Origin of the sequence: Streptomyces sp. NBC_01445 (assembly GCF_035918235.1) — a bacterium.
Taxonomy (GTDB): domain Bacteria; phylum Actinomycetota; class Actinomycetes; order Streptomycetales; family Streptomycetaceae; genus Streptomyces.
Window position 1 is genome coordinate 6,397,390 of the sequence record NZ_CP109485.1, and the last position, 25,066, is coordinate 6,422,455.

Below are 25,066 nucleotides of genomic sequence, written 5' to 3' on the forward strand. Positions count from 1 at the left end.
CGAAGACGCAACGATCACCCGGGAGGTTGCCTGAATCCCGGGTGAGCGATGATGGAACGAGCGGGCGCGCCTGGCCTGACTTATCGGTACATGGCAGCCCTTTTCACCCGCCCTCGGAAAGGTCACCCATGGCACCGCGCATCCTGTTGGCCCGGCATGGACAGACGGAATGGTCACTGTCCGGGCGGCACACCGGCAGGACCGACATCCCCCTCCTCGAAGAGGGACGGCGCGGCGCGAAGCTCCTCGGTGAACGTCTGCACCGGTCGCCCCTCGACGGACTCCCCGGGGCCGAGGTGCGCACCAGCCCGCTCTCCCGCGCGCGCGAGACCTGCGACCTCGCCGGCTTCGGCGACCGGGCCGCCGAGTGGGACATGCTCATGGAGTGGGACTACGGCGCGTACGAGGGGCTGACCCCCGCCGAGATCCAGGAGCGGCGCCCCGGCTGGTTCATCTGGCGCGACGGAGTCCCCGAGGGCGAGACACTGGAGCAGATGACCGCGCGTGCCGACGAGGTCGTCGCCTGGGCCAGATCCGAGAACCGCGACGCCCTGGTGTTCGCGCACGGCCACATGCTGCGCTCCATCGGCGCGCGCTGGCTGGGCCTCCCGCTCGACTTCGCGGCCCGCATCCGCCTCAACCCGACGTCACTGTCGGTCCTCGGCTGGGCCTACGGAGATCCGGCGATCGAGTCGTGGAACGACATCGGCCACCTCGCGGGCCACGAGGGCTAGGGCCTCTCGGCGATAGCGGCGCCCGTAGGGCTCACGCCGTGCGCGGAGCCGACGCGTGCTGCTCCAGGAACGCCGAGACGCCCGACGCCCTGCGGTGCGGAAGGAGCACGCGCGCGGTGGTCGCCAGCATCGACTGGATGCGCGACGACTGGACCTCGGTCAGCAGGTGCAGGACCCGCATCCCCGCGGACGCGGCCTCGTCGGGCTGTCCGGCGCGCGCGAGGTCGTCGGCCAGCTCCGCCGTGTACAAGGCGATGTTCCGGGTGAAGTGCGGGTCCTGGAGGGCAGCTGCGCGGCGCGCGTGCCGGGCGGCGCGCGTCCAGTCGCCCAGCGCCGAGTAGCACTGCGCCTCCAGGCCCTCCAGCTCGGCCTCGCCGTAGAACGTCATCCACTCCGGGTCGTCGTCCGACCGCCCGCGTGCGAAGAGGGCCTGCGCCCGGGCCAGGGCCCGCTCACACCCCGTACGGTCCCCGAGCCCCGCCCAGCCGCCGGCCTCGCGCAGCGCGAGCAGCGAGAGCAGTCTCGGCGAGGCCAGCTGGGCCGCGACGCGCGTGGCCGCCTGCGCCGCCCGCACCGCCTCCCTCGGCCGCCCGGCGTCCCGCGCCAGGAATGCCGTGTTGCAGAACGCGTGCGCCTCAAGGGCCGGGTCGCCCGCCACGCGCGCGGTGGCCAGCGCCTCCGCGTAGTGCGAGCGCGCGTCGTCGAAGCGGCCCGAGTCGTGCGCCAGCCAGCCGACGGAGATGGCCAGTTCACCCGCCCCGGCCTGGAGCCGCTCGGCCGTGCCGGGCGCCGCCGTCCCCGCGTCGAGCAGCGCGAACGCCGTACGCAGCGGGGCCGCGGCCCTCTTGTAGAGCCCGTCGGCGCCGTGCCGGTCGTCGAGCAGCCGGATCCGGCGGATGGCCTCCTCGACCGCGCCGACACCGGCCGCGGGCGCCGCGCGCCCGCCGTGGCCCGCCGCGGTCGACTTCGCCGCGTGGGCTGCCGTGCCGTCGGCCGCGATGCCGAAGGGCGCCAGGGAGGCGATGGCCACGGTGGCCGTCCCTCCGGTCATGAATGCGCGACGCCGCACGTCGCTCTCCTCGTCGTGGTGCGGGTACTCGAACTCGGTGTGCGCGAGGGGTACGGGGTCTGCGGGGCGGGCCGCCCGGCCGCGTACGGCCGAGCGGGGCGCGAACCCCATGTCCGTGAGCGAGCGCCCGGGGAACATGTGCAGGAACACCCGCTCGTACGCGTAGTTGGGGCAGCGGATCTCGCCGGCCTCCACCCGCCCGATGTAGCGCGCGTCGCAGCTGACCCGCTCGCCGATCTCCCGGGCGGCCCGTCGCACCGCGGCTGCGAACTCGCCGGGAGAGCGCTGCCCACGCAGCCGCCTGAAGGCGAGATTCGGCCGCGGGGACTGCGCTGACGATGCCACCGGTGACGGCGTCATGACCGGGCCCTCTCGTGCGAACCGTGCCGGATCACCGGGGAGTTGGGTCTCTGTGGGCCCTGGTGCAACCCCTGTTCCGACGGGGCACGAAGGTACCTGCTGTAACGACCCCGACACACAGTGTTTAGCTACAAACCGGATATCTCACCCCGCATCCGCCATGAAGTGCCATCCTTTGCGGCGGCGTACCGCCGTAGCTGTTGACGCTTACGGGCGTTGAACCTTGCGGGGCCGGAGCGGTCGCGTTCCGGTCGTGCAACCCGTACGCGAGAGCGAGGAGGGGCTGACGTGTTGGAGGCATCACTTTCGACGGCGCGGCACCGGCCGACCCAGGACCACAGCGCGCCACCCCGTGACAGTGCGTCCTGCGACGTGGTGACCGTCCCGGCCCGGCAGGGCCTCGAAGCGGTCGACATCCTGCGCCGCGGCGCCACCGAGGCCGTCGGCCCGGTCCTGCACGACGGGGACTGCGACACCCTCGGCTTCCTCGTGCCGCCCGGCACCGCCGACGGCTGGGACGTCCCCGGCAGCGCCTGCACCCACACCCCCGCGTCGTCCTCGCAGAAGCGCGGCCCCGGTGCGGGCCCCGTGCCGCCCGCCCCCGTGGAGGGCGGCGGCTGGCTGCTCCCGCCCGGCGGGGCCGAGCTCGTCACCGACCCGACGGTCCTGAGGGCGGCGCTCGGCGAGGCGGCCCGCATGATCGAAGCCGCGGACAACTGCTGCTGAGGCCGCCTGCCGGGCGCCTGTGGACCCTGGCCCAGCGGCCGCTGGGCCGACTGGTCGCCGCCCGTCGATAATGGACGGATGGCAAGGGCAAGGGCAAAGAACAAGCAGGCCGGAGCGGCCCGTGGCGGCCGGGAGGCCGTCGTCGAGGCCGTCGACGGCGGGCTCGCCGAGCTGATACCCGACCGGGACCGGCCGCGCGCCTGGACGCTGCTCGTGGACGGCGCCCCGCAGTCGCATGTCGACCTCGGCGATCCCGGGCACCTCGAATTCGAGTACCAGCGCAGGATCGGCCATGTCATCGACCTCGCCGTGGACAAGGGCCGCCCCGTGCACGCCGTGCACCTGGGAGGCGGCGCCTTCACCCTCGCCCGCTACATCGCCGCGACCCGCCCCCGCTCCACCCAGCAAGTGGTCGAACGCGACGAGGCGCTCATCCAACTGGTGCGCCGCGAACTGCCGTTGGACCCCGGCTCCCGGATACGCGTCCGCGCCGGTGACGCCCGCGAGGGGCTCGCGAAACTTCCCGACGGCTGGGCCGACCTCCTGATAGCCGACGTGTTCAGTGGGGCGCGTACGCCCGCGCACCTCACCAGCGCCGAGTTCCTCACCGAGGTACGCCGCGTGGTCAAGCCCGACGGGTGCTACGTCGCCAACCTCGCCGACGGGCCGCCCCTCGCGCATCTGCGCGGCCAGATCGCCACCGCCGCGGCCGTCTTCCCCGAGCTCGCCCTCGTCGCCGACCCCGCCGTCCTGCGCGGCAAGCGCTTCGGCAACGCCGTGCTCGTCGCCTCCGGCCGGGTGCTGCCCGTTGCCGAACTGACCCGGCGCGCGGCCGGTGATCCGCACCCCGCCCGCGTCGAACACGGCAAGTCCCTCTCGGACTTCACCGGGGGAGCCGGTGCCGTCAGCGACTCGGATGCCGTCGCTTCGCCCGCTCCTCCGCCTTCCGTCTTCCGGTAGACGTTCAGTACTTGGCGACTTCCACACTCGGCGCGTGGTCGTGCCACGTGCAGAACACCGAGACCTTGTCCGTGCCCGAGGTGAACTCCACCCTGATCCACGTCGAGTCCTTCCACACCTGCACCGACCAGCCGGCCGCGGGTGTCGCCGAGACCAGCGTCGCCGAATCCTTGCCCAGGTCGAACACGGCACGGCCGCCCGCCGTCGCGTAGCCCTTCACCGTGCCGGACGCCGACGCAGACGCGGGCGGCTTCGCGGAGGTGCTCGGTTTCGCCGGGCGGCTCGGGGACGGGGTGGCCGAGCCGGGGGAGTGCGACGGCTTCTGCGATGCGGAGCGGGACGGCGACCCTGACGGTGACGGCTCCGGGCGGTGCGTCGACGACGACCGCGCCTCCACCGCTCCCGCGGCGATCGGCACCGCACGCGGCGGGTCGTACGCCGTGCCCGCCATCACCGTGTGCACGCCCCACCACGACAGCGTGACGGCCGCGCCGGTGGCCAGCAGCCAGGCAGCCGTGTGAACAAGTCCTCTGCGCATGGGGTGCATCGCGGCCATACTGCCGCACCCGCCACACCCGTGTCCCGGGGGGACCGGGGTTGCCCCGGACCTGGGCGGAAGGAGGACCGGGGTCCCCCGTATGGCGTACGGTGCCGCCCATGGCAAGTGTGCTCGTGGTCGAGGACGACCAGTTCGTGCGCTCGGCCCTCATCCGGCACCTGACCGAGGCCTCCCACACCGTACGGAGCGTCGGCACGGCCCTGGAGGCGCTGCGCGAGGTCGCCCATTTCCGTTTCGACGTCGTGATTCTCGATCTCGGTCTGCCCGATCTGGACGGATCCGAGGCATTGAAGATGCTGCGCGGCATCACCGACGTACCCGTGATCATCGCCACGGCCCGCGACGACGAGACCGAGATCGTCCGGCTCCTCAACGACGGCGCCGACGACTACCTCACCAAGCCGTTCTCGCCCGAGCACCTGTCCGCCCGCATGGCCGCCGTGCTGCGCCGCGCGCGCTCCAGCGCCGCCGCCGAGCCGCCCTCGCGCCTCCTCCAGGTCGGCGGCCTCGCGATAGACCCGCTGCGGCGCCAGGCCGAGCTGGACGGGGCGCGGCTCGATCTCACCCGGCGCGAGTTCGACCTGCTCACCTTCCTCGCGGGCCGGCCCGGCGTCGTCGTACCCCGCAAGGAACTCCTCGCCGAGGTGTGGCAGCAGTCGTACGGGGACGATCAGACCATCGACGTGCATCTGTCGTGGCTACGCAGGAAACTGGGCGAAACGGCCGCCCGGCCGCGTTATCTGCACACCCTGCGGGGCGTCGGCGTGAAGCTGGAGCCGCCGCGGCCGGAGGGCGGGCCGGCATGAGGTGGGCCCTGGTCAAGGTGTGCCTCGCCGTCACCGCCATGGTTGTCGTCGCTTTCGCGGTTCCACTCGGCCTCGTCATCAAGGAGATGGCCAGGGACCGCGCCTTCTCCAACGCCGAGCGGACCGCCGCCGCGATCGGGCCCACCCTCTCCATCACCACCGACCGCGACGAACTGACCCGCGCCGTCGCCTCCACCGAGGCCGGCGCCGACGGCCGCATGGCCGTGTACATCCCGGCCTCCGGCGGCGCCCCGGCGATCCAGGTCGGCACGTCGCGCGCCGGTGACGGGCACGTCGGCCTCCGGCAGGCCACCGTCGCCGATGTGCCCGGCGGGTCCGTGTGGCTCCAGCCCATCGCCGTCAGCTCCGGCATCGCCGTCGTCGAGGTGTTCGTGCCGGAGTCCGAGGTCACCAATGGCGTCGCCACCGCGTGGCTCGTCCTGGCCGGCGTCGGCGTCGCCCTCGTCATAGGGTCCGTCGCCGTCGCCGACCGGCTCGGCGTACGCATGGTGCAGCCCGCCCAGCGGCTCGTCTCCGCCGCGCACGATCTGGGCGAGGGGAAGCTCGGGGCGCGTGTTCCGGAGGACGGGCCCACGGAACTTCGGCTGGCGGCCGTCGCGTTCAACTCCATGGCCGATCAGGTCGTTCAACTGCTCGCCAACGAGCGGGAGCTGGCGGCCGATCTCTCCCATCGGTTGCGTACGCCCCTCACCGTTCTGCGGCTCAACGCCGTCTCGCTGGGGGAGGGCGCCGCCGCCGAGCAGACCCGTGCCGCCGTCGAGCAGCTGGAGCGCGAGGTCGACACCATCATCCGTACCGCCCGCGACGCCAAGCCGCAGACCGCCGCCGCGGGGCCGGGGGCCGGGTGCGATGCCGCCGAGGTCATCCGTGAGCGCATGGACTTCTGGTCCGCGCTCGCCGAGGACGAGGGGCGCAAGGTGCGCGTTGCCGGCGTTGACCGGCCTGTACGTATCCCCGTGGCCCGCGGGGAGCTGGCTGCCGCGCTCGACGCGCTGCTCGGGAATGTCTTTCGCCATACGCCTGAAGGCACCGCCTTCGCCGTCGACGTGCACAGCGGCGAGGACGCCGTGATCGTGCTCGTTTCGGATGCGGGGCCCGGGATTCTGGACCCGGATGCCGCGATGGCCCGTGGGCGGGGTTCCGGCAGTGACGGGTCCACCGGGCTCGGGCTCGACATCGTCCGTCGGCTCGCCGAGTCGACCGGCGGCGATGTGCGCATCGGGTCCTCCGTGCTCGGGGGGACCGAGGTGCGGATCTGGGTGCAGCTGGACGGGCGGGGGCCCGGGTCCGGTGGGGCTGTGCGGCGGGGGCACCGGGGTGGGGTGCGGCGTGGCCGGAAGCGGGGCGCCGGCGCCGGGTCCGGTGCCGCTGTGTAGTCGGGTGGGACCTCATCGTTTCGGGGTTGGTCTCTACCTTTAATCCGTTCCGATGGCTTCCTTAAGCCCTCCATAAGAACCTCAACCGCCGGTACCGGTGCCCCATTTGCCGGGTTCCGGATCGCTAGCGTGCTGCCGCACCCCCACCCCCGTACAGCTAAGGCAGGCACGCGATGAGCAGCACGCACCGGCGCAGGGTCAGCGGCAGGAACAAGGCGATAGGCGGGCTCGTCGCCGCGGCCGTCGTGGGCGGCGGCGCCTTCCTGTTCTCCGGTACGGCGCAGGCCGCGGGCGTCGGCGCCGCGTACACCAAGACCAGTGAGTGGTCCGGCGGGTACACCGCCCAGTACGTCGTCAAGAACGACTCGGACAAGTCCCAGTCGGACTGGAAGCTGGAGTTCGACCTGCCGTCCGGCACCAAGCTCGGCTCCCTCTGGAACGCCGAGTCGTCCGTCTCCGGCTCGCACGTCACCGTGAAGGCCGCCTCCTGGGACAAGGAAGGCATCGCCGCCGGGAAGTCCGTGACCGTCGGGTTCGTCGTCACCGGCGACTCCGATCCGGCCGGGTGCCTCATCAACGGGGCCAAGTGCTCCGTGGATGACGGGGCCACTCCGGAGCCCAGCGGCCGGCCCACGGAGTCCGCGACGCCCACCCCGAGCGCCAGCGCTTCCGCTTCAGCGACCGCCAAGCCCACCGCGACCGCCACGTCGACGGCCGGTCCCTCGCCGTCCTCGTCCTCCGGTACGGGTTCCGGCACCGCGGCCGCGGGCGGCTTCGCCCCGTACGTCGACACCTCGCTCTACCCGAAGTTCGACCTGGTCGCCTCCTCCAAGGCCACCGGCGTCAAGGAGTTCAACCTCGCCTTCATCACCTCCGGCGGATCCTGCACCCCGAAGTGGGGCGGCGTCACCGACCTCGGCAGTGACGAAGTCGCCGCGCAGATCGGGGACTTGAGGGCCACCGGTGGCGACGTGCGAGTCTCCTTCGGCGGCGCGTCCGGCACCGAGCTGGCGCAGGCCTGCTCCTCGGCCTCCGACCTCGCGGCGGCCTACCAGAAGGTCATCGACCAGTTCAAGCTCACCAAGGTCGACTTCGACGTCGAGGGCGGCGCCCTGCCGGACACCGCCGCCAACACCAAGCGCGCCCAGGCCATCGCCACGCTGCAGAAGAACAACCCGGAGCTGAACGTCTCCTTCACGCTCCCCGTGATGCCCGAGGGCCTCACGTCCGACGGCGTGAACTTCCTGAAGAACGCCAAGTCCAACGGTGTCTCGACCGACCTCGTCAACATCATGGCGATGGACTACGGCGCCTCGTACAGCGGCGACATGGGCACGTACGCCGAGCAGGCCGCTACCGCCACGCAGGCGCAGATCAAGAGCGCGCTCGGGCTGTCCGACGCCGCTGCCTGGAAGGCCGTCGCGGTCACCCCGATGATCGGTGTCAACGACGTCTCGTCCGAGATCTTCAAGGTCGACGACGCCACGCAGCTGGTCACCTTCGCCAAGGAGAAGGGCCTGGGCGGTCTGTCGATGTGGTCCGCCACCCGCGACAAGGCGTGCGAGGGCGGGGCGTCCAACTCGGCCCAGCCGACCTGCTCCTCGATCGAGCAGTCTGCGAACGCCTTCCAGAAGGCTTTCGCCTCCTTCAAGTAGCTCTCCCCCCACGGGAAGCTGCGCGCCCCGGCCGGATCCCCATCCCCCACTCGGCCGGGGCGCGCCTTTGTGTTCCGGTTCGTTCTGAGGGGTGCCGCCGCCTGGTGCGGCTCGCCTTTTGGGTGCGCCGCCGTTTCGCCGGGTTTGTTGTCGGGTGCGGGGCCGCGGGGGCATGCACGTGCTCGCTGTTCTATGGGCCACCGTCTGCTGGTTGATTGCCCGTGCGTGGTGCTGGTGGCTGCGCGCGCACATGCCCCCGCGTCCCCTCCCGTCTCGTACGCGGCTGACCGCCGGTGCTACTTCTGCGGTGGGGGCGGGAGTGTGTTGGTGCGTGACGCTTGTGCGTACCAGTACGCGCTCGACTTCGGCGTACGTTTCTGGGTCGCGTAGTCCACGTGGACCGCCCCGAAGCGCTTCTCGTAGCCGTACGCCCACTCGAAGTTGTCCATCAGCGACCAGAGGTAGTAGCCACGGACGTCCGCGCCGTCCTTGATCGCGCGGTGTACGGCGGACAGGTGGCCGTGGAGGTACGCGATGCGCTCCGGGTCGTGGATCCGGCCTTCCGGGTCCGGCTTGTCGTCGTACGCCGCGCCGTTCTCCGTGATGTACAGCGGCAGGCCCGGCGCCTCCCTGGTGTAGCGCATGATCAGGTCGTGCAGGCCCGTCGGGTCGATCGTCCAGCCCATCTCCGTGCGCTCGCCCGGGGACTGGTGGAACGCGATGTCATCCGCTCCCGGCCAGGGCGAGTGGTCGCTCGCCCCGTGGCCGTCGGCCCGGGTGGCCGGTGCTGACGGGGCCGCGGAGACCAGGGACGGCGTGTAGTAGTTGAGGCCCAGAGCGTCCAGGGGCTGGTGGATCGCCGCCAGGTCCGTCGTGTGCACGAACGACCAGTCCGTGATCCTCGCGGTGTCCGTGATCAGGTCCGCCGGGTACTCCCCGTGCAGCATCGGGCCGTGGAACACGCCGTTGGCCAGGTTGTCGATGCGGCGTCGGGCGTCGTTGTCGGCCGGGCTTTCGGGTGAAAGTGGCCTGACCGTCGAGGAGTTGAGGCTTACTGCTACTTCCGCTCGGGGTGGCAGCGTTTGGCGCAGTGCCTGTGTTGCCAGGCCGTGGGCCAGGTTGAGGTGGTGGGCCGCTCGGAGCGCTGCCGCCGGGTCCGTCCTGCCTGGCGCGTGCACACCCGAGCCGTAGCCCAGGAACGCGCTGCACCACGGCTCGTTGAGCGTGATCCAGAAGTCCACCCGGTCGCCCAGCGCCTCGCCGACCATGCCCGCGTACTCCGCGAAGCGGTACGCCGTGTCGCGTGCCGGCCAGCCGCCCGCGTCCTCCAGTTCCTGCGGCAGATCCCAGTGGTAGAGCGTCAGGGCCGGCTTGATGCCCTTGGCCAGGAGTTCGTCCGTCAGGCGTCGGTAGAAGTCCAGGCCCCGCTGGACCGCCGGGCCGCGGCCCGTGGGCTGCACCCTCGGCCACGAGACCGAGAAGCGGTACGTGCCCAGGTCCAGGTCCTTCATGAGCGCCACGTCGTCCCGGTAGCGGTGGTAGTGGTCCACCGCTATGTCGCCCGTCTCACCGCCGGCCGTTTTGCCCGGCGTATGGCTGAAGGTGTCCCAGATCGACGGCGTCCTGCCGTCCTCCCTCACCGCCCCCTCGATCTGGTACGCCGATGTCGCCGCTCCCCAGAGGAAGTTCGGCGGGAAAGTGGGGGTGGCGGGGGATGCGGGGGTGGGATCTGTTGTGGGTGTCTGGGTAATGGGCTCAGGCATGGAAGCGCTCCCATCGGTAGGAAGTTGTGGGGTGGGGCCGCCGCTTGCGGCGGCCCCCAAAAAACGTCAGCCCTTTACCGCGCCCTGCATGATGCCGCCCACGATCTGCTTGCCGAACAGCAGGAACGCGATCAGCAGCGGCAGCGTGCCGAGCAGGGCGCCGGCCATGATCACCGAGTCGTCGGGGATGTAGCCGGTGCCCAGTTGGTTGAGGGCCACCTGGACCGTCGGGTTCTCTCCGTTGAGCGCGATGATCGGCCACAGGAAGTCGTTCCACGCCATCACGAACGTCAGCAGGCCGAGCACCGCCATCGCCGGGCGCGCCGCCGGGAAGACCACGTGCCAGACGACCCGCAGACTGCTCGCCCCGTCGACCCGGGCGGCCTCGATGAGTTCGGTGGGCAGCGCCTGGACCAGGTACTGGCGCATGAAGAACGTACCGAAAGCGCTGACCAGGGTCGGCAGGATGACCGTCTGCAGATGGTTCGCCCAGCCCAGGTCCGTCATCCACAAGTACAGCGGGACCACCGCAAGTTGGGGCGGGATCATCATCGTGCCGATGGTTATCAGCAACAGCGTGGTCGAGAATCGGAAACGTAGTTTGGCGAAGGCGAAACCGGCGAGCGTGGAGAACAGCACCGTGCCGACGGTGACGGTCGCCGCCACGAGGATGGTGTTCCACATCGCGGTGCCCATGCCGGCCTGGTTCCAGGCGGTCTCCAGGTTCTTGAACAGGTTTCCGCCGAACCAGAAGGGGGGTGGTGTCTGCGCGAGGCGGGTGTTGGTGCGTGAGGCCGCGATCGTCGTCCACAGCAGCGGGGCGAGCGAGATCACGGCGAACAGGATCAGCACGAGGTACGTGACCGGACCCGCGTGCAGCTGCTTGCCCGCGCCCAGGATCCGCCGCCGACGCGGCGGTTCGGCGTCCTGCGCGACCTGAGGCGGTGTCGCGTCGGTGATGGTGGTCATTGGGATTTCCTCAGCCGTCGGGTGATCAGCAGGTTGACCGCGGCCACGATGAGCAGGATCAGGAACATCGACCAGGCGATCGCGGACGCCTTGCCGAGGTTGCCGACGATCCAGCCCTGGTCGTACATGTACAGGCCGAGCGTCTGGTACTGGTGCTCGGACCCGCCCTTGGTGCCGCTGACACCGCCGAACAGCAGGGGCTCGCCGAAGAGTTGTGTCGCACCGATCGTGGAGACGACCACCGTGAACAAAATCGTCGGACGCAGCATCGGAATGGTCACGTGCCGGAACTGCTGCCAGCGGTTCGCGCCGTCCAGGGCCGCCGACTCGTACAGGTCGGCCGGGATGGCCTGCATCGCCGCCAGATAGATCAGCGCGTTGTATCCGGTCCACCGCCAGATCACGATCGAGGAGACCGCTGCCTGCGAACCCCAGTCGGATTCACGCCAGTTGACCGGGTCGATGCCGACCAGGTCGAGCGCCCAGTTGATCATTCCGGTGTCGGGCGAGAAGAGCAGCACGAAGACGAGCGTCGCCGCCGCCACCGAGGTGGCGTACGGGGTGAGCATGACGACGCGCCACACGGTGGAGCCGCGCAGCCGGTAGTTGAGCATGTGCGCGAGCCAGATCGCCGCGATCAGCTGCGGCACGGTCGAGATCACGCCGATGGTGAACGTGTTCTTCAGCGCGTTCCAGAAGAAGTCCGACTGGAAGAGGTTCGTGTAGTTGTCCAGGCCCGCCCAGGTCTGGCCGTCCAGGTTCGACAGCTGCACATGGTGCAGCGAGTACCAGGCGGTGTAGAGCAGCGGCACCAGTGAGAAGGCGCCGAAGATGATGAAGAAGGGGGAGATGAACGCGTACGGGGACGCCTTCATGTCCCAGCGGTACAGCCGGCTGCGCCAGGTGCCGGCGCCGGTCGGCGCCGTACCGCGGCCCTGAGCGCCCCGGGCCGCGCCCGGCTCCTGGGAGCCGGGCGCGGTGTCGGCGCTCGTCGCGGACTGCGCGAGAGCCTCGTCGGAGCTGGTCACTGGTCGAGCACGTCCTTGACTTCCTTGGTGGCCGCGTCCCAGCCCTGCGCGGGCGACTTGCCCTTCTGCTCGACCTGGAGGATGCCGGTGTCGGTGATCGCGGTGCCGATCGGCTGGTCCTTGATGCCGAAGACCTGGACCGGGATGGTCTTCGCCGAGTCGGAGAAGATCTGTGTCAGGGGCGCGTCGGAGAAGAACGTGGTCGTCGCGGCCTGCGGCTTCAGGCCGGCGTACGCCGAAGGTGTCGACGGGAAGCTGGCCTGCTTGGCGAACACCTTCGCCTGCTGCGCGGGCGCGGTCAGCCACTTCGCCAGGGCGATGGCCTCCTTCTGGTGCTTGCTCGCCGTCGGTACGCCGATGAACGAGCCGCCCCAGTTGGCCGCGGTCGGCGCGGCCGCCACGTCCCACTTGCCCTTGCCGGAGTCACCGGACTTCTCCTGGATGTAGCCGAGCATCCACGCGGGGCAGGCCACCGTGGCGAAGGTGCCGTTGGCGAAGCCCTGGTCCCACGGCTTGTCGAACTGCTTCAGCTTGGCCGACATGTTGCTCGTCGCGACCTCCATGGCCGCGTTCCAGGACTTCTTCACGCCGCTGGACTTGTCCCAGATGACGTTGCCGTCCTTGTCGTAGTACCTCTGGGACTCACCGCCGAGCGCCGCGTTGTACACGGAGGACGCGGAGTCCACGTACTTGGTCTTGCCCGGCGCCTTCTTCATGTACTGCTTGCCGAGGTCGACGTACTTGTTCCAGTCGCCCTTCCACTGCGCGGCGAGCTTGGTGCGGTCGGTCTCCAGACCGGCCTTCTCGAACAGGTCCTTGCGGTAGCAGATCGCCATCGGGCCGACGTCCGTGCCGAGCCCGATGAGCTTGCCGTCCTTGGTGGTGGCCTGGGCGTTCTTCCAGTCCAGCCACTGCGACTTGTCGACCTCCTTGCCGAGGTCGACGAACTTGTCGGCCTGCGTCTGGACGGCCTCGGTGATGTTGCCGACCTCGATCGCCTGGATGTCGTCCGTGCCGGATCCGGCCTGCAGCCGGGTGAGCGTCTTCGGCCAGTAGACGTCGGTGCGGGTGGTGACGTTCTCCTTGATCGTCACGCCCGGGTGCAGCTTCATGTACTCGTCGTAGAGCCCGGCCTGCTTGTAGCCGAAGACGCCGAACGTGCCGATCGTGACCGTGGTGCCGCCCTTGTTGCCGGCACCCCCGCTCGAACCGCCGTCGGATCCTGAGTCGTCATCGGTCGCGCATCCGGCGAGCAGCCCTGTGGCCAGGGCGGCGACGACCGCGAAGGTCATCGCGCGTCGGGACGTGCGGGCAGTCGTGCGCATTGCGTCCTCCAAAGTACTCACTTGCTCTGAAGTGCCAACCCCGGCCAACTGCCTTGCTACGCCCGTTTGTTCACGTGCGGCTCGGGCGGGGAACGTGCGGCTTCTGTAGGCGTCCAGTAGAGTGGGAGCGCTCCCACCGGTGATGTGTTGAAGAGTCGTCGCTCGGCCCGGGGGTGTCAAGACACCCGGCAGTGACAACTTGGCGCGGTTACAGGGCTGTTAGATTCCGCGTGAGACCTGGGGAGGTAGGAGTCATGGCGGCTCGCGGCACACACAGCAGGCGTCCGACTCTTGAGGAGGTCGCCGCCCGCGCGGGTGTGGGCCGGGGCACGGTCTCCCGGGTGATCAACGGATCGCCCCGGGTGAGCGACGCGACCCGTGCCGCGGTCGAGGCCGCCGTCGCCGAGCTCGGCTACGTACCGAACACGGCGGCCCGCGCCCTCGCCGCCAACCGCACCGACGCCATCGCCCTCGTCGTGCCCGAACCGGAGACACGTTTCTTCGCCGAGCCCTACTTCTCCGACATGCTGCGCGGCGTCGGCGCCCAGCTCGCCGAGACCGAGATGCAGCTCCTGCTGATCTTCGCGGGCAACGACCGGGAGCGGCAGCGCCTCGCCCAGTACCTCGCGGCCCACCGCGTCGACGGCGTCCTGCTGGTGTCCGTCCACGCCGACGACCCGCTGCCCGATCTGCTCGGCCAGCTGGAGATCCCCGCCGTCATCAGCGGCCGTCGCTCCGCCGCCGAGACGCTGCCCTCGGTGGACTCCGACAACTTCGCGGGCGCGTACTCGGCCGTCGAACACCTCCTGAGCCGCGGCCGCACCGCCATCGCCACGATCACGGGCCGGCTCGACGTGTACGGCGCCCAGCGCCGCGTCGACGGCTACCGCGCCGCCCTCGGCGCGGCCGGCCGCGAGGTGGACGAGCGGCTCATCGTGCCGGGGGACTTCACTGAGGAGGGCGGCCGGCGCGCGATGGCCGAGCTGTTGGAGCGCTGCCCCGAAGTGGACGCGGTGTTCGCCGGGTCGGACGTGATGGCGGCGGGCGCCCGCCAGGTGCTGCGCGAGGCGGGGCGCCGTATACCCGAGGACGTCGCCCTGGTCGGCTACGACGACTCGGCGATCGCCCGGCACATGGACCCGCCCCTGACCAGCGTCCGCCAGCCGATCGAGGAGATGGGCCGCGCCATGATCGACCTGCTCCTCGCCGAGATCGCCGACCGCCGCCCGGTCGCGTCCCGCGCACTCGACGGCCGTCAGCTGGTCCTTCCGAACGAACTGGTGGAGCGCGCTTCGTCCTGAGGGGTGCGCGTCGGCCTCAGGCGCGCGTGTCGTCCTGAGCGGCGCGGGGTGCCACAACGATCAAGGCCCCGGTTCTTTCGAACCGGGGCCTTGATCATTCAGGGTGAGTGACGGGACTTGAACCCGCGGCCACCTGGACCACAACCAGGTGCTCTACCAACTGAGCTACACCCACCATGTCCGGTCGTTTGTGTTTCTTCCGACCGGCCGAGAAAAAGTGTACAGGGTCCGAAGGGGTGCTCGCGCACGCCTTTTCCGGACCCCGTACACAGGGGACGGAAACGCGGTGCGAGCTGCTATTCCGCAGGCAGCGCGTGCTTGGCCGCGATCTTCTTCGCGGTGTCGGAGTCGGGTCCCGGCTGCGGGACGAAGACCGCCTCGCGGTAGTAACGCAGCTCGACGATGGAGTCGCGGATGTCGGCGAGCGCGCGGTGGTTGCCGTTCTTGTCCGGACTGTTGAAGTACGCCCTCGGGTACCAGCGGCGCGCCAGTTCCTTGACCGAGGACACATCGACGATCCGGTAGTGGAGGTAGTCCTCCAGCGTCGGCATGTCCCGGAGCAGGAAGCCGCGGTCGGTGCCGACCGAGTTCCCGCACAGGGGCGCCTTGCCCGGTTCCTTGACGTGCTCGCGTACGTACGCGAGCACCTGCTCCTCGGCGTCGGCGAGCGTCGTGCCACCCGCGAGCTCGTCGAGGAGGCCCGAGGCGGTGTGCATCTGCCGCACCACCTCGGGCATGGTCTCCAGGGCCTCGGCCGGCGGGCGGATCACGATGTCCACACCGTCGCCGAGTACGTTCAGCTCAGAGTCGGTGACCAGTGCGGCCACCTCGATGAGCGCGTCATTCGCCAGCGAGAGCCCGGTCATCTCGCAGTCGATCCACACCATGCGATCGTTCATACGCCTTACCCTACGGCGCACTCCTCTGCCCGGGCAGACTCGCGCGCCCCGCCGCATACGCGTCCGAGCTGGGTTTGCCCGGATCTGTCGGCAGTGAGGCGGTGGGTCCCGGGTAGGTTCCGGCCGCCGCGGTGCGCCGTGACTGGGCCGGGACCGGGGTCTCCGGTCCCGGCGCCGCCGCGATCTCCACCGGCTTCTCCGGCTGCGGTCTGCGGGCCCGGTAGGCCGCGCGGTACGCGGCCGGGGACGAGCCGAGCTGGCGCCGGAAGTGCCCGCGCAGGGCGACCGGCGAACGGAAGCCGCAGCGCCCGGCGACCTCGTCGACCGAGTAGTCGGAGGTCTCCAGGAGCCGCTGGGCCTGCAGCACCCGCTGGGTGATCAGCCACTGCAGGGGAGCGCTTCCGGTGAGGGAGCGGAACCGGCGGTCGAAGGTGCGGCGGCTCATATAGGCGCGCGCGGCGAGGGTCTCCACGTCGAACTGCTCGTGGAGGTGCTCCAGCGCCCAGGCGACGACCTCGGCCAGCGGGTCGGCGCCGATCTCCTCAGGTAAAGACCTGTCGAGGTAGCGCTCCTGGCCGCCGCTGCGGCGCGGCGGGACCACGAGTCTGCGGGCGAGCGCTCCGGCCGCCTCGTTGCCGTGGTCCGTGCGCACGATGTGCAGACACAGGTCGATACCGGCCGCGGTCCCGGCGCTCGTCAGGACGTCACCGTCGTCCACGAAGAGCTCGCGCGGGTCCACGTGGACCGACGGGTAGCGCTTGGCCAGCGTCGGCGCGTACATCCAGTGGGTGGTCGCCGGCCGGCCGTCGAGCAGGCCGGCCGCGGCGAGCACGAAGGCGCCGGTGCACAGTCCGACGATGCGCGCGCCTTCCTCGTGCGCGCGGCGCAGCGCGTCGAGGGCTTCCTCCGGTGGCGGCGAGGTGATCGACCGCCACGCGGGCACGACGACGGTGCCCGCCCGCGAGATCGCGTCGAGCCCGTGGGGCGCGGTGAGTTCGAGGCCGCCCGTCGTGCGCAGCGGGCCTTCCTCGCCGGCGGACACCAGCAGCCGGTAACGCGGTACCCCGGCGTCCTGGCGGTCGATGCCGAACACGGAGAGCGGAATGGAACTTTCGAAGATGGGTCCGCCGCTGAACAGCAGCACCGCGACTATTTCCCGGCGGCGTCGCCCGGAAAGCTTCCGAGCTGCGGCCTCCGGCGCAGCAGTGGAGTCGTGGCTCATCCCGCTAAGCCCCCCTCGGTGGTCGCGGCGCCCTTTGTAGTGTGACGGGCTTGTCGCTCCAGCACGTTTCCCCTCGGTCCTGCAGAGTCCCCCGCCGATGGACAGTCATGATCGAATCTACTGTGTCCGGTGGTCTCGTCGTGACCAGTTGAGGATCCGGCAGATTGTCGACATGGCAACTTGGCGTGAAGCATTCGATCACGAAGCGTGGCACTCAGGGGCGTTGCAGGGAAGTGCGCCTCAACTCAGTGGCCGGTCCCCGTAGGGTGCAAGCGCCTTCTACGGTCCTTTCATGCCTGGTGGCGCGGGGGTTGGAGGCGGGTGACGGCAAGAAATGCATGGCCGGGCGAAGTTGGCTGAAAATATACGCAGTAGTGCGCGGGAACCAGTCAGCCCCCCGGCGCACATCATCCCGTGCGGCGACCGCCCTTGCGCGCCCCCGGCACCGTCCTGCCGCGCCGGCCCCTGTGATCGCAGGACCGTACCGGAGCCGACTGCGCCGCGCCCCTTTCGGACTGGCGCAGCAGCACCCGGCAGACCCCGGTCACCGCGGCGAGCCCGAGCGCCGCACCCATCGCCCCGGCCAGTGAGAAGCCGTATCCCACCAGGATGACCGGGACCAGGACGCAGCTGAACGCCGCCCAGCGGACGACGTCGCTCACCGTGTCCGTGCGGGACGCCTGCGTCGCCTCCCGTCGGCCCTCGGGCGGCGGCTCCTCGCATGGAGCGTCGGCGGACGGGTACACGATGGACGGTCCGGGCACGGCGCGCTCCCTGTTGCTGTGGGTACGCACGTTCAACGCGTGGTCGTGCGACCGGTCACTCGGCCGAACCGGGGGTGCCGGTACCGTACCCAAACCGTCTGTACGGGGCAGCAACCATTGCCATACGGGCGCGGCCTCGGGCATGCTCCCCTGAACGCCGCGGAGCGTGCGCTTAACCGGGCAGACGACTCTGGGCAGAGGGGGAGTGTCGCCGTACCCTTGGGGGTATGGGGTTGGGAAGATGATTCCCGGACACAGCTCCGCCGCTCCCTGTCGTCCCTCCACCGAGGATCCGTCGAGGATCCAGAGGACCTAATCGCCGAGATACCCATGGCCGGTCACGAATTCCCTGAACCCGCGGACCGCAAGCGGCAGGTCGCCGATCCCACGGCGACCCCCCAGGCGGCGGAAGAAACACGTCAGTCCTGCGATCCCGCCTTCAAGCACGGAGTGGTCGTCGGCTTCGACGGCTCGACCTCCAGCGAGCGGGCCCTCGCCTACGCCATCGGCATGGCACACCGTTCGGGCTCCGGCCTGATCATCGTCCACGTCGCCAACCGGCTGCCCACCACGGTGTGGGCGGGCTGCGAGCCGCCGGTCTTCGTCGATGTGCCGGACCACCGCACCGAGGTGCTCGGGCTCGAACTCGCGTGTGCGGAGTATCTGTCCGAGGTGCCCTGGATTCTCGTCGAGCGCGGCGGCGACATCTGCCACGAACTCGAAGAGGTGGGCCGGGAGTACGAGGCCGACGCGATCGTCGTCGGCTCCACGCACGGGATCGTCGGCCGGATCTTCGGCTCGGTCGCGGGACGGCTCGCGCGGCGCGCCAGGCGCCCGGTCATAGTCATCCCGTAACTCCCTTGAGCCCCAGGTGAGATGGGCGAATCCTACTCGCGCGTAGAGGTGCTTTGTGCCTTTGTGAAGGGTACATACCGGTCGCTGGACCATCGCAGGGCCCAGTACCGCGCGCAGCACAACTGCACCCGCACGAAGGGAGCCCGCCGTGGACAAAGACGTCTCCGCGGGAAGCACGACCTCCACTCTCGGCCATCTCGCCCTGGGACTCACCCTGTTGGCCTTCGGCCTCGGTCATACCGAAGTGATCGACGGCGTGACGGCCGCGAACGCCGTATCCCTCGCGACATACGTCGGTGGCATCGCCCTGTTCGTCGCCGGCCTGCTCGCCTACCGCGCCAGTGACGCCTCGACGGGTACGGCCTTCGCCGCGCTCGGCGCGTTCTGGTTCACCTGGGGCGTCACGGCAGGCGATCCCATGTCGGCCAACGCACAAGGGCTGTTCCTGCTTCTCTTCGCGCTGCTCGCCCTGAGCCTGACCCTCGGGGCCGCCGGCTCCGGGACTCTCGTGCGCGCGGCGTACGGGGCGCTGTGTGTGGCCCTGCTGCTGCTCGCCGTGGCCGCGTTCGGTGACACGGCCGGGCTCGCCAAGGTCGGCGGCTGGTTCGCCGCGGTGGGCGGGCTGCTCGCCTGGTACGCGGCGACGGCCGCGCTGGGCGGGCTGCCCACGGCCCTGCCGGGGCGTGCTGCCGGCCGGGGGGTGACGGCCACCGGCTGACAGCTGCGGGCCGGGGGAATGGGCGCCCCCGGCCCCCCATAAAGAACGGGTCCCTGTGCGCTTGGTGGCGCGCATGGGGACCCGTTCTTCTTTACTCGCAGCTTCTGTACTCGTACTGCGGGGGCTGCCTACTCGACCGTGACCGACTTCGCCAGGTTCCTCGGCTTGTCGATGTCGCGGCCCAGGGCCAACGCCGTGTGGTAGGCGAGGAGTTGGAGCGGGATGCCCATGAGGATCGGGTCGAGCTCGTCCTCGTTCTTCGGGACGACGATCGTGCGGTCGGCCTTCTCCTGCTCCTGGTGCGCGACCGCGAGGATGCGGCCCGAGCGGGCCTTGATCTCCTCGAGGGCGGCGCGGTTCTTCTCCAGGAGGTCGTCGTCCGGGACGATCGCGACCGTGGGGAGCGCCGGCTCGATCAGGGCGAGCGGGCCGTGCTTCAGCTCGGAGGCGGGATAGGCCTCGGCGTGGATGTACGAGACCTCCTTGAGCTTGAGCGAGGCCTCGCGGGCGACGGGGTAGCCACGGACCCGGCCGATGAACATCATCGAGCGGGCGTCGGCGTACTCCTCGGCGATCTTCTTGATCTGCTCTTCCTGCTCCAGGATCTGCGTGATCTGCCCGGGCAGCTTGCGCAGGCCCTCGATGATCCGCTTGCCGTCGGCGACGGACAGGTCGCGGATGCGGCCGAGGTGGAGGGCGAGGAGCGCGAACGCGACCGTGGTGTTGGTGAAGCACTTGGTCGACACGACGCAGACCTCGGGGCCCGCGTGGACGTACACACCGGCGTCCGACTCGCGGGCGATCGCCGAGCCGACGACGTTCACGACGCCGAAGACGCGGGCGCCCTTGCGCTTCAGCTCCTGCACGGCGGCGAGGACGTCGTACGTCTCGCCGGACTGGGAGACGGCGATGTACAGGGTGTCGGGGTCGACGACCGGGTTGCGGTAGCGGAACTCGGAGGCCGGCTCGGCGTCCGCGGGGATGCGCGCCAGCTCCTCGATCATCTGCGCGCCGATCAGGCCCGCGTGGTACGAGGTGCCGCAGCCGAGGATCTTCACGCGGCGCACGCTGCGCGCCTCGCGGGCATCGAGGTTGAGGCCGCCCAGGTGCACGGCGGAGAAGCGCTCGTCGATGCGGCCGCGCAGGACGCGGTCGACGGCCTCCGGCTGCTCGAAGATCTCCTTGTGCATGTACGTGTCGTGACCGCCCATGTCGTACGAGGCGGCCTCCCACTCGACGGTGGTCGGGGACGCGGTCGTGCGCGTGCCCTCCGTCGTGTAGGTGCGGAAGTCGTCGGCCTTGAGGGTGGCCATCTCGCCGTCGTCGAGGGTGACGATCTGGCGGGTGTGGGCGACGAGGGCGGCGATGTCCGAGGCGACGAACATCTCCTTCTCGCCGATGCCGAGGACGACCGGGGAGCCGTTGCGGGCCACCACGATGCGGTCGGGGAAGTCGGCGTGCAGCACGGCGATGCCGTACGTGCCCTCGATCAGCCGGAGCGCCTCGCGGACCTTGTCCTCGAGCTTCTCGGCGGGGGAGCGGGCAATGAGGTGGGTGAGGACCTCGGTGTCCGTCTCGGAGAGGAAGGTGACGCCCTCGGCGGTCAGCTTCGCGCGCAGGTCGGAGGCGTTGTCGACGATGCCGTTGTGGACGACGGCGACCTTGTTGTCCGCGGACATGTGGGGGTGCGCGTTCTCGTCGGACGGTGCGCCGTGGGTGGCCCAGCGGGTGTGGGCGATGCCCGTGGTGCCCTTGAAGCGGGCGGGCACCTTGGCCTCCAGGTCGCGCACGCGGCCCTTGGCCTTCACCATTTTCAGGCCGTTGGCCTTCGGGCTGGTGATGACGACGCCCGCGGAGTCGTAGCCGCGGTACTCCAGGCGCTGCAGCCCCTCGAGCAGCAGTGGTGCCACGTCACGCTTACCGATGTAACCGACAATTCCGCACATATGTGTACTGATCCCCTCTAGCCGTAGACGATGCGCCGAAGCTGCCGCAGGGACAGCTCGGGCGGCGCGACCGCGCGGTACTTCAGGTCCGCCGAGATCCGTTCGAAGATCTCCGCGTTCACCAGGCCCTGACCCTGGAGCTCGCGGTGGCGGCGACGGACGAACACCTCGGTCGTCTCGTCGAAGTAGGCGAGCACGTCCTGGATCACCCGCAGTGCCTCGCCCCGGTTCAGGGGCGAACTGCGCGTCAGGTGATCAACAAGTTCGTCGTGCACTCGCATGATCCTGGAGGAAGAGGGGACTGTTCGCAAGAATTCTGCCCGATATCGGGCAGGAGTGCGTCATCCGGCATGGGTGCTGGGGTTCTTGGGACAGCTGTGGTCAAGGCTTGAAGGGCGCCATGCCGCTTGTTCCCGTTGCGTTCACATGCCGTATCCGGCCGGGATGAGTGACCCGAGCAACTTTTCTGGTCATGGACATTCCCCGTATGGGCGTACCCGAGCAGCTCGCAGACCGGAGCCTGGCCGAGCAGCACGAGTACCTGCGCAGCAAGTTCTCCCGCCGCACGATGATGCGCGGCGGCGCCGTCACCCTGGGCGCGATCGCGGGCGGCGCCTTCGTGCCGGGCGCCGCGAGCGCCGCCGTTCCCACCCAGACCGGGCGGACCCCCGGCCACGTACCCGCCGCCCAGAAGGTCGACGGCGCGCTCGTCGCGCCCTTCGCCCGCCACCTCGCCTACGGCACGGACGCCCGTACCGAGATGACCGTCTCCTGGCAGGTCCCGGTCGCCGTCAAGAACCCGTACATCCGCGTCGGCGTCCACCCCTGGGACCTCTCGCGGAAGATAGAAGCCGAGGTCCGGCCCCTCTACACCCCGGCCGGGGTCGGCACCGGCGCCGACCACACCCAGTACTACCTCCACGCCCAGCTGACCCGGCTGCGCCCCGGCACCACCTACTACTACGGCGTCGGCCACGACGGCTTCGACCCGGCCGCCGCGCACCTGGCCGGCACGCTCGGCACCTTCAGGACGGCGCCCTCGCACGGCGAGCCGTTCACCTTCACGGCCTTCGGCGACCAGGGCGTCAGCTACCACGCCCTGGCCAACGACAGCCTGATCCTGGCGCAGAACCCGGCGTTCCACCTGCACGCCGGAGACATCGCCTACGCCGACCCGTCGGGTTCGGGCCAGACCAGCGACACCTTCGACGCCCGCACCTGGGACCAGTTCCTCGCCCAGACGGAGTCCGTCGCCAAGCAGGTGCCGTGGATGGTCGCGTACGGCAACCACGACATGGAGGCCTGGTACGCGCCGCACGGGTACGGCAGCCAGCAGGCCCGCTTCACCCTGCCGGACAACGGCCCCGACGCGGAGAACCTGCCCGGCGTCTACTCCTTCGTGCACGGCAACACGGCGGTCATCTCGCTCGACGCCAACGACGTGTCCTGGGAGATCCCGGCCAACCTCGGCCTGTCCGGCGGCACGCAGACCTCGTGGTTCGAGCGCCGGCTGAAGAAGTTCCGCGCCGACCGCGGCATCGACTTCATCGTGGTCTTCTTCCACCACTGCGCGTACTGCACCGCCACGAGCCACGCCTCCGAGGGCGGCGTGCGCAAGGAGTGGGTGCCGCTGTTCGAGAAGTACACCGTCGACCTTGTCATCAACGGGCACAACCACGTCTACGAGCGCACCGACGTGCTCAAGGGTGACCGGGTCACCAAGGAGCTGCCGATCGGCGGCACGGCGTACCCCGAGACCGACGGCATTGTGTACGTCACCGCGGGCGCCGCGGGCCGGAGCCTGTACGCGTTCCCGGTCGACGACACGTACGAGGGGCACGAGAAGGAGATCGACCCCTTCACGTCCTTCGTCGTCCAGCCCGACGGCAGCAAGAAGGACATCACCGTCGACTGGTCGCGCGTGCGCTACACGAACTACTCGTTCCTGCGCGTCGACGTGGAGCCGGCGCCGGCGGGCCACACGGCGAAGCTGACGGTGCGGGGCCTCGCGGAGAGCGGCGAGGAGATCGACCGCTTCGTCATCGCCCGCAAGGTGCGGCGGGGCTGAGGCCACGGCAGGGCCCGCCCCTTCGGGAAGGGGCGGGCCCTGCGCCACGTCCTCCTCGGCGCCAAGCTCTTCGCCGTGCTGAACGGCCGCCGACGCGGCTGCGTGAACGGCCAGTTCGCCCCGGCACGCCATGCCGGGATTCTGGCGTCCACACGGTGAGAATTGGTCTACACCCTTGACCCGCTCATGGGGCGGACGGTACCCATGGTGACTGTTCGGCTGCACAGATGTGAAACCCCCCGCGATCCACGACCCAGTCGCTCGTCGAAGGGACCGTTTGTGAGACAGCAACAGAAGCAGCGCCGCAGGACCGCCCGGCTGTTCGGGTCGCTGCTGCTCGTCGCGGCCGCGGGGGTGTCCGCCGTCGGCGCCGCCCCGTCACCGGGTGCGGGATCCGCCGCCGCGACCCCGCTGGGCCAGATCGTGCCCGCTCCGGCCTCGGTGGCCGCGGGCGGACCGGCGTACGAGATCACCTCGAAGACGCGGATCCGCGTCGAGAAGGACTCGAAGGAGGCGCGGCGCGTCGCGGGCTATCTCGCGGACGTCCTCCGGCCCTCCACCGGCTATCGGCTGCCGGTCACGGGTGACGGCGGACGCGATGGCATCCGGCTCGAACTGAGCGGCAGAGCAAAGGACTTGGGAGCCGAGGGATACCGGCTCGTGTCCGGTCGCGGCTCCGTCACCATCACCGCCCACAAGGCCGCCGGTCTCTTCCACGGGGTGCAGACCCTGCGCCAGCAGCTGCCCGCCAAGGTGGAGAAGAGCAGCAAGCAGGCCGGTCCGTGGCTCGTCGCGGGCGGCACCATCGAGGACAGCCCCCGGTACGGCTACCGCGGCGCCATGCTCGACGTCTCCCGTCACTTCTTCGGCGTCGACAAGGTCAAGCGCTACATCGACGAACTCGCCCTGTACAAGGTCAACAAGCTGCATCTGCACCTGAGCGACGACCAGGGGTGGCGCATCGCCATCGACTCCTGGCCGAAGCTCGCCACCTACGGCGGGTCCACTCAGGTCGGCGGCGGGCAGGGCGGTTACTTCACCAAGGCCCAGTACAAGGAGATCGTCCAGTACGCCGCCTCGCGGTATCTGGAGGTCATCCCCGAGATCGACATGCCGGGCCACACGAACGCGGCGCTCGCCTCCTACGCGGAGCTGAACTGCGACGGTGTCGCGCCACCGCTCTACACCGGCACGAACGTCGGCTTCAGCTCGCTGTGCGTCAACAAGGACCGCACGTACGACTTCGTCGACGACGTGATCCGTGAGCTCGCCGCCATCACGCCCGGCAAGTACCTCCACATCGGCGGCGACGAGGCGCACTCCACCAGCCATGAGGACTACGTCACCTTCATGGACAAGGTGCAGCCGATCGTCGCCAAGTACGGGAAGACCGTGATCGGCTGGCACCAGCTGACCGGCGCCACTCCGGCGAAGGGCGCCCTCGCCCAGTACTGGGGTCTCGACGGGACCAGCGCGGCCGAGAAGGCGCAGGTCGCGGCGGCGGCGCAGAACGGGACGGGGATCGTCATGTCGCCGGCCGACCGGCTCTACCTCGACATGAAGTACAACAAGGACACCCCGCTCGGCCTCGCCTGGGCCGGGTACGTCGAGGTGCAGCGCTCGTACGACTGGAACCCGGGCAGCTACCTTCCGGGCGTGCCGGCGTCGGCCGTCCAGGGCGTCGAGGCGCCGCTGTGGTCGGAGACCCTGTCGACCTCGGCGCAGGTCGAGTACATGGCCTTCCCGAGGCTGCCGGGTGTCGCCGAACTCGGCTGGTCGCCCGAGGCCACGCACGACTGGAACACGTACAAGGTGCGGCTCGCGGCGCAGGCTCCGCGCTGGGACGCGCTCGGCATCGGCTACTACAAGTCGACGCAGGTGCCCTGGCCCGCAGGCTAGGTCACAGCAGGCAAGTGAGTGGGGCTCCAAACCCGCGACGCAG

The 25,066-nt window shown here is 70.2% G+C and carries 22 protein-coding genes and 1 tRNA gene; 11 read left to right on the top strand and 12 right to left on the bottom strand.

The features are described 5' to 3' along the window. Positions 1-128 precede the first annotated feature (128 nt). Positions 129-734, top strand: a complete 606-nt coding sequence (locus tag OG574_RS29195; RefSeq protein WP_326775628.1) for a histidine phosphatase family protein — start codon at positions 129-131, stop codon at positions 732-734. Positions 735-765: 31 nt separating this feature from the next. On the opposite strand, the gene OG574_RS29200 is transcribed toward OG574_RS29195, so the two are convergent. After that, entirely contained in the window at positions 766-2,163 is a 1,398-nt protein-coding gene (locus OG574_RS29200; protein ID WP_326775629.1) for a tetratricopeptide repeat protein, read from the bottom strand. 288 nt (positions 2,164-2,451) lie between these two features. Here OG574_RS29200 and OG574_RS29205 point away from each other — a divergent pair, with 288 nt between their 5' ends. Together OG574_RS29205 and OG574_RS29210 are read left to right on the top strand one after the other, a co-directional pair. Next, positions 2,452-2,889 (top strand): hypothetical protein, encoded by a 438-nt coding sequence (locus OG574_RS29205; protein ID WP_326775630.1) that lies wholly within the window; start codon positions 2,452-2,454, stop codon positions 2,887-2,889. Positions 2,890-2,967: 78 nt separating this feature from the next. Then, the gene (locus tag OG574_RS29210) at positions 2,968-3,849 is read left to right on the top strand and encodes a spermidine synthase (RefSeq protein WP_100594069.1); all 882 of its coding nucleotides are present in this window, start codon (positions 2,968-2,970) and stop codon (positions 3,847-3,849) included. A gap of 4 nt (positions 3,850-3,853) precedes the next feature. On the opposite strand, the gene OG574_RS29215 is transcribed toward OG574_RS29210, so the two are convergent. Continuing rightward, entirely contained in the window at positions 3,854-4,387 is a 534-nt protein-coding gene (locus OG574_RS29215) for a hypothetical protein (RefSeq protein ID WP_326775631.1), read from the bottom strand. A 119-nt stretch (positions 4,388-4,506) separates the two neighbouring features. On the opposite strand from OG574_RS29215, the gene OG574_RS29220 reads away from it, so the two are divergent. From OG574_RS29220 to OG574_RS29230, 3 genes are all read left to right on the top strand, one after another. Then, positions 4,507-5,214 carry a response regulator transcription factor gene (locus OG574_RS29220; RefSeq protein WP_326775632.1) on the top strand — a complete coding sequence of 236 codons (708 nt, stop codon included), beginning with the start codon at positions 4,507-4,509 and terminating at the stop codon, positions 5,212-5,214. After that, positions 5,211-6,611: a sensor histidine kinase gene (locus tag OG574_RS29225; protein ID WP_326775633.1), complete on the top strand. Its 1,401-nt coding sequence runs from the start codon at positions 5,211-5,213 to the stop codon at positions 6,609-6,611. Before OG574_RS29220 ends, OG574_RS29225 begins: the two co-directional genes overlap by 4 nt. 173 nt (positions 6,612-6,784) lie before the next feature. Further along, positions 6,785-8,266: a glycoside hydrolase family 18 protein gene (locus OG574_RS29230; protein ID WP_326775634.1), complete on the top strand. Its 1,482-nt coding sequence runs from the start codon at positions 6,785-6,787 to the stop codon at positions 8,264-8,266. Between the two features lie 296 nt (positions 8,267-8,562). Here OG574_RS29230 and OG574_RS29235 read toward each other — a convergent pair whose 3' ends face one another. The 4 genes from OG574_RS29235 to OG574_RS29250 all read right to left on the bottom strand — a co-directional run bounded on the left by OG574_RS29235 (position 8,563) and on the right by OG574_RS29250 (position 13,351). Then, positions 8,563-10,029 (bottom strand): GH1 family beta-glucosidase, encoded by a 1,467-nt coding sequence (locus OG574_RS29235; protein WP_326775635.1) that lies wholly within the window; start codon positions 10,027-10,029, stop codon positions 8,563-8,565. A 66-nt stretch (positions 10,030-10,095) separates the two neighbouring features. After that, the gene (locus OG574_RS29240; protein ID WP_326775636.1) at positions 10,096-10,998 is read right to left on the bottom strand and encodes a carbohydrate ABC transporter permease; all 903 of its coding nucleotides are present in this window, start codon (positions 10,996-10,998) and stop codon (positions 10,096-10,098) included. Continuing rightward, positions 10,995-12,026 carry a carbohydrate ABC transporter permease gene (locus tag OG574_RS29245; protein ID WP_326775637.1) on the bottom strand — a complete coding sequence of 344 codons (1,032 nt, stop codon included), beginning with the start codon at positions 12,024-12,026 and terminating at the stop codon, positions 10,995-10,997. Before OG574_RS29245 ends, OG574_RS29240 begins: the two co-directional genes overlap by 4 nt. Further along, the gene (locus OG574_RS29250; protein WP_326775638.1) at positions 12,023-13,351 is read right to left on the bottom strand and encodes an ABC transporter substrate-binding protein; all 1,329 of its coding nucleotides are present in this window, start codon (positions 13,349-13,351) and stop codon (positions 12,023-12,025) included. The genes OG574_RS29245 and OG574_RS29250 overlap by 4 nt, the downstream gene beginning before the upstream one ends. 254 nt (positions 13,352-13,605) lie before the next feature. Here OG574_RS29250 and OG574_RS29255 point away from each other — a divergent pair, with 254 nt between their 5' ends. Next, positions 13,606-14,652, top strand: a complete 1,047-nt coding sequence (locus OG574_RS29255; protein WP_326775639.1) for a LacI family DNA-binding transcriptional regulator — start codon at positions 13,606-13,608, stop codon at positions 14,650-14,652. Positions 14,653-14,754: 102 nt separating this feature from the next. Here the strand turns inward: OG574_RS29255 and OG574_RS29260 are convergent. From OG574_RS29260 to OG574_RS29275, 4 genes are all read right to left on the bottom strand, one after another. After that, positions 14,755-14,827, bottom strand: a tRNA-His gene (locus OG574_RS29260). 121 nt (positions 14,828-14,948) lie between these two features. Beyond that, a complete protein-coding gene (gene orn / locus OG574_RS29265) occupies positions 14,949-15,551 on the bottom strand; it encodes an oligoribonuclease (RefSeq protein WP_100594077.1) in 603 nt (200 codons plus the stop codon). Between the two features lie 10 nt (positions 15,552-15,561). Further along, complete coding sequence (locus tag OG574_RS29270) at positions 15,562-16,773, bottom strand: helix-turn-helix domain-containing protein (RefSeq protein ID WP_326775640.1); 1,212 nt, start codon at positions 16,771-16,773, stop codon at positions 15,562-15,564. A gap of 407 nt (positions 16,774-17,180) precedes the next feature. After that, the gene (locus OG574_RS29275) at positions 17,181-17,537 is read right to left on the bottom strand and encodes a hypothetical protein (RefSeq protein ID WP_398376326.1); all 357 of its coding nucleotides are present in this window, start codon (positions 17,535-17,537) and stop codon (positions 17,181-17,183) included. A gap of 330 nt (positions 17,538-17,867) precedes the next feature. Between OG574_RS29275 and OG574_RS29280 the strand changes: the two genes are divergently transcribed. Further along, the gene (locus OG574_RS29280) at positions 17,868-18,392 is read left to right on the top strand and encodes a universal stress protein (protein ID WP_326775641.1); all 525 of its coding nucleotides are present in this window, start codon (positions 17,868-17,870) and stop codon (positions 18,390-18,392) included. A gap of 148 nt (positions 18,393-18,540) precedes the next feature. Further along, positions 18,541-19,110 (top strand): GPR1/FUN34/YaaH family transporter, encoded by a 570-nt coding sequence (locus OG574_RS29285; protein WP_326775642.1) that lies wholly within the window; start codon positions 18,541-18,543, stop codon positions 19,108-19,110. Between the two features lie 128 nt (positions 19,111-19,238). On the opposite strand, the gene glmS is transcribed toward OG574_RS29285, so the two are convergent. Then, positions 19,239-21,056, bottom strand: a complete 1,818-nt coding sequence (glmS, locus tag OG574_RS29290; RefSeq protein ID WP_100594081.1) for a glutamine--fructose-6-phosphate transaminase (isomerizing) — start codon at positions 21,054-21,056, stop codon at positions 19,239-19,241. Positions 21,057-21,073: 17 nt separating this feature from the next. Then, positions 21,074-21,331, bottom strand: coding sequence for a hypothetical protein (locus tag OG574_RS29295; protein WP_100594082.1), 258 nt, complete (start codon positions 21,329-21,331; stop codon positions 21,074-21,076). Between the two features lie 212 nt (positions 21,332-21,543). Here OG574_RS29295 and OG574_RS29300 point away from each other — a divergent pair, with 212 nt between their 5' ends. After that, a complete protein-coding gene (locus tag OG574_RS29300) occupies positions 21,544-23,124 on the top strand; it encodes a purple acid phosphatase family protein (RefSeq protein WP_326778664.1) in 1,581 nt (526 codons plus the stop codon). Between the two features lie 204 nt (positions 23,125-23,328). Beyond that, the gene (locus OG574_RS29305; RefSeq protein WP_326775643.1) at positions 23,329-25,023 is read left to right on the top strand and encodes a beta-N-acetylhexosaminidase; all 1,695 of its coding nucleotides are present in this window, start codon (positions 23,329-23,331) and stop codon (positions 25,021-25,023) included. Positions 25,024-25,066 lie beyond the last annotated feature (43 nt).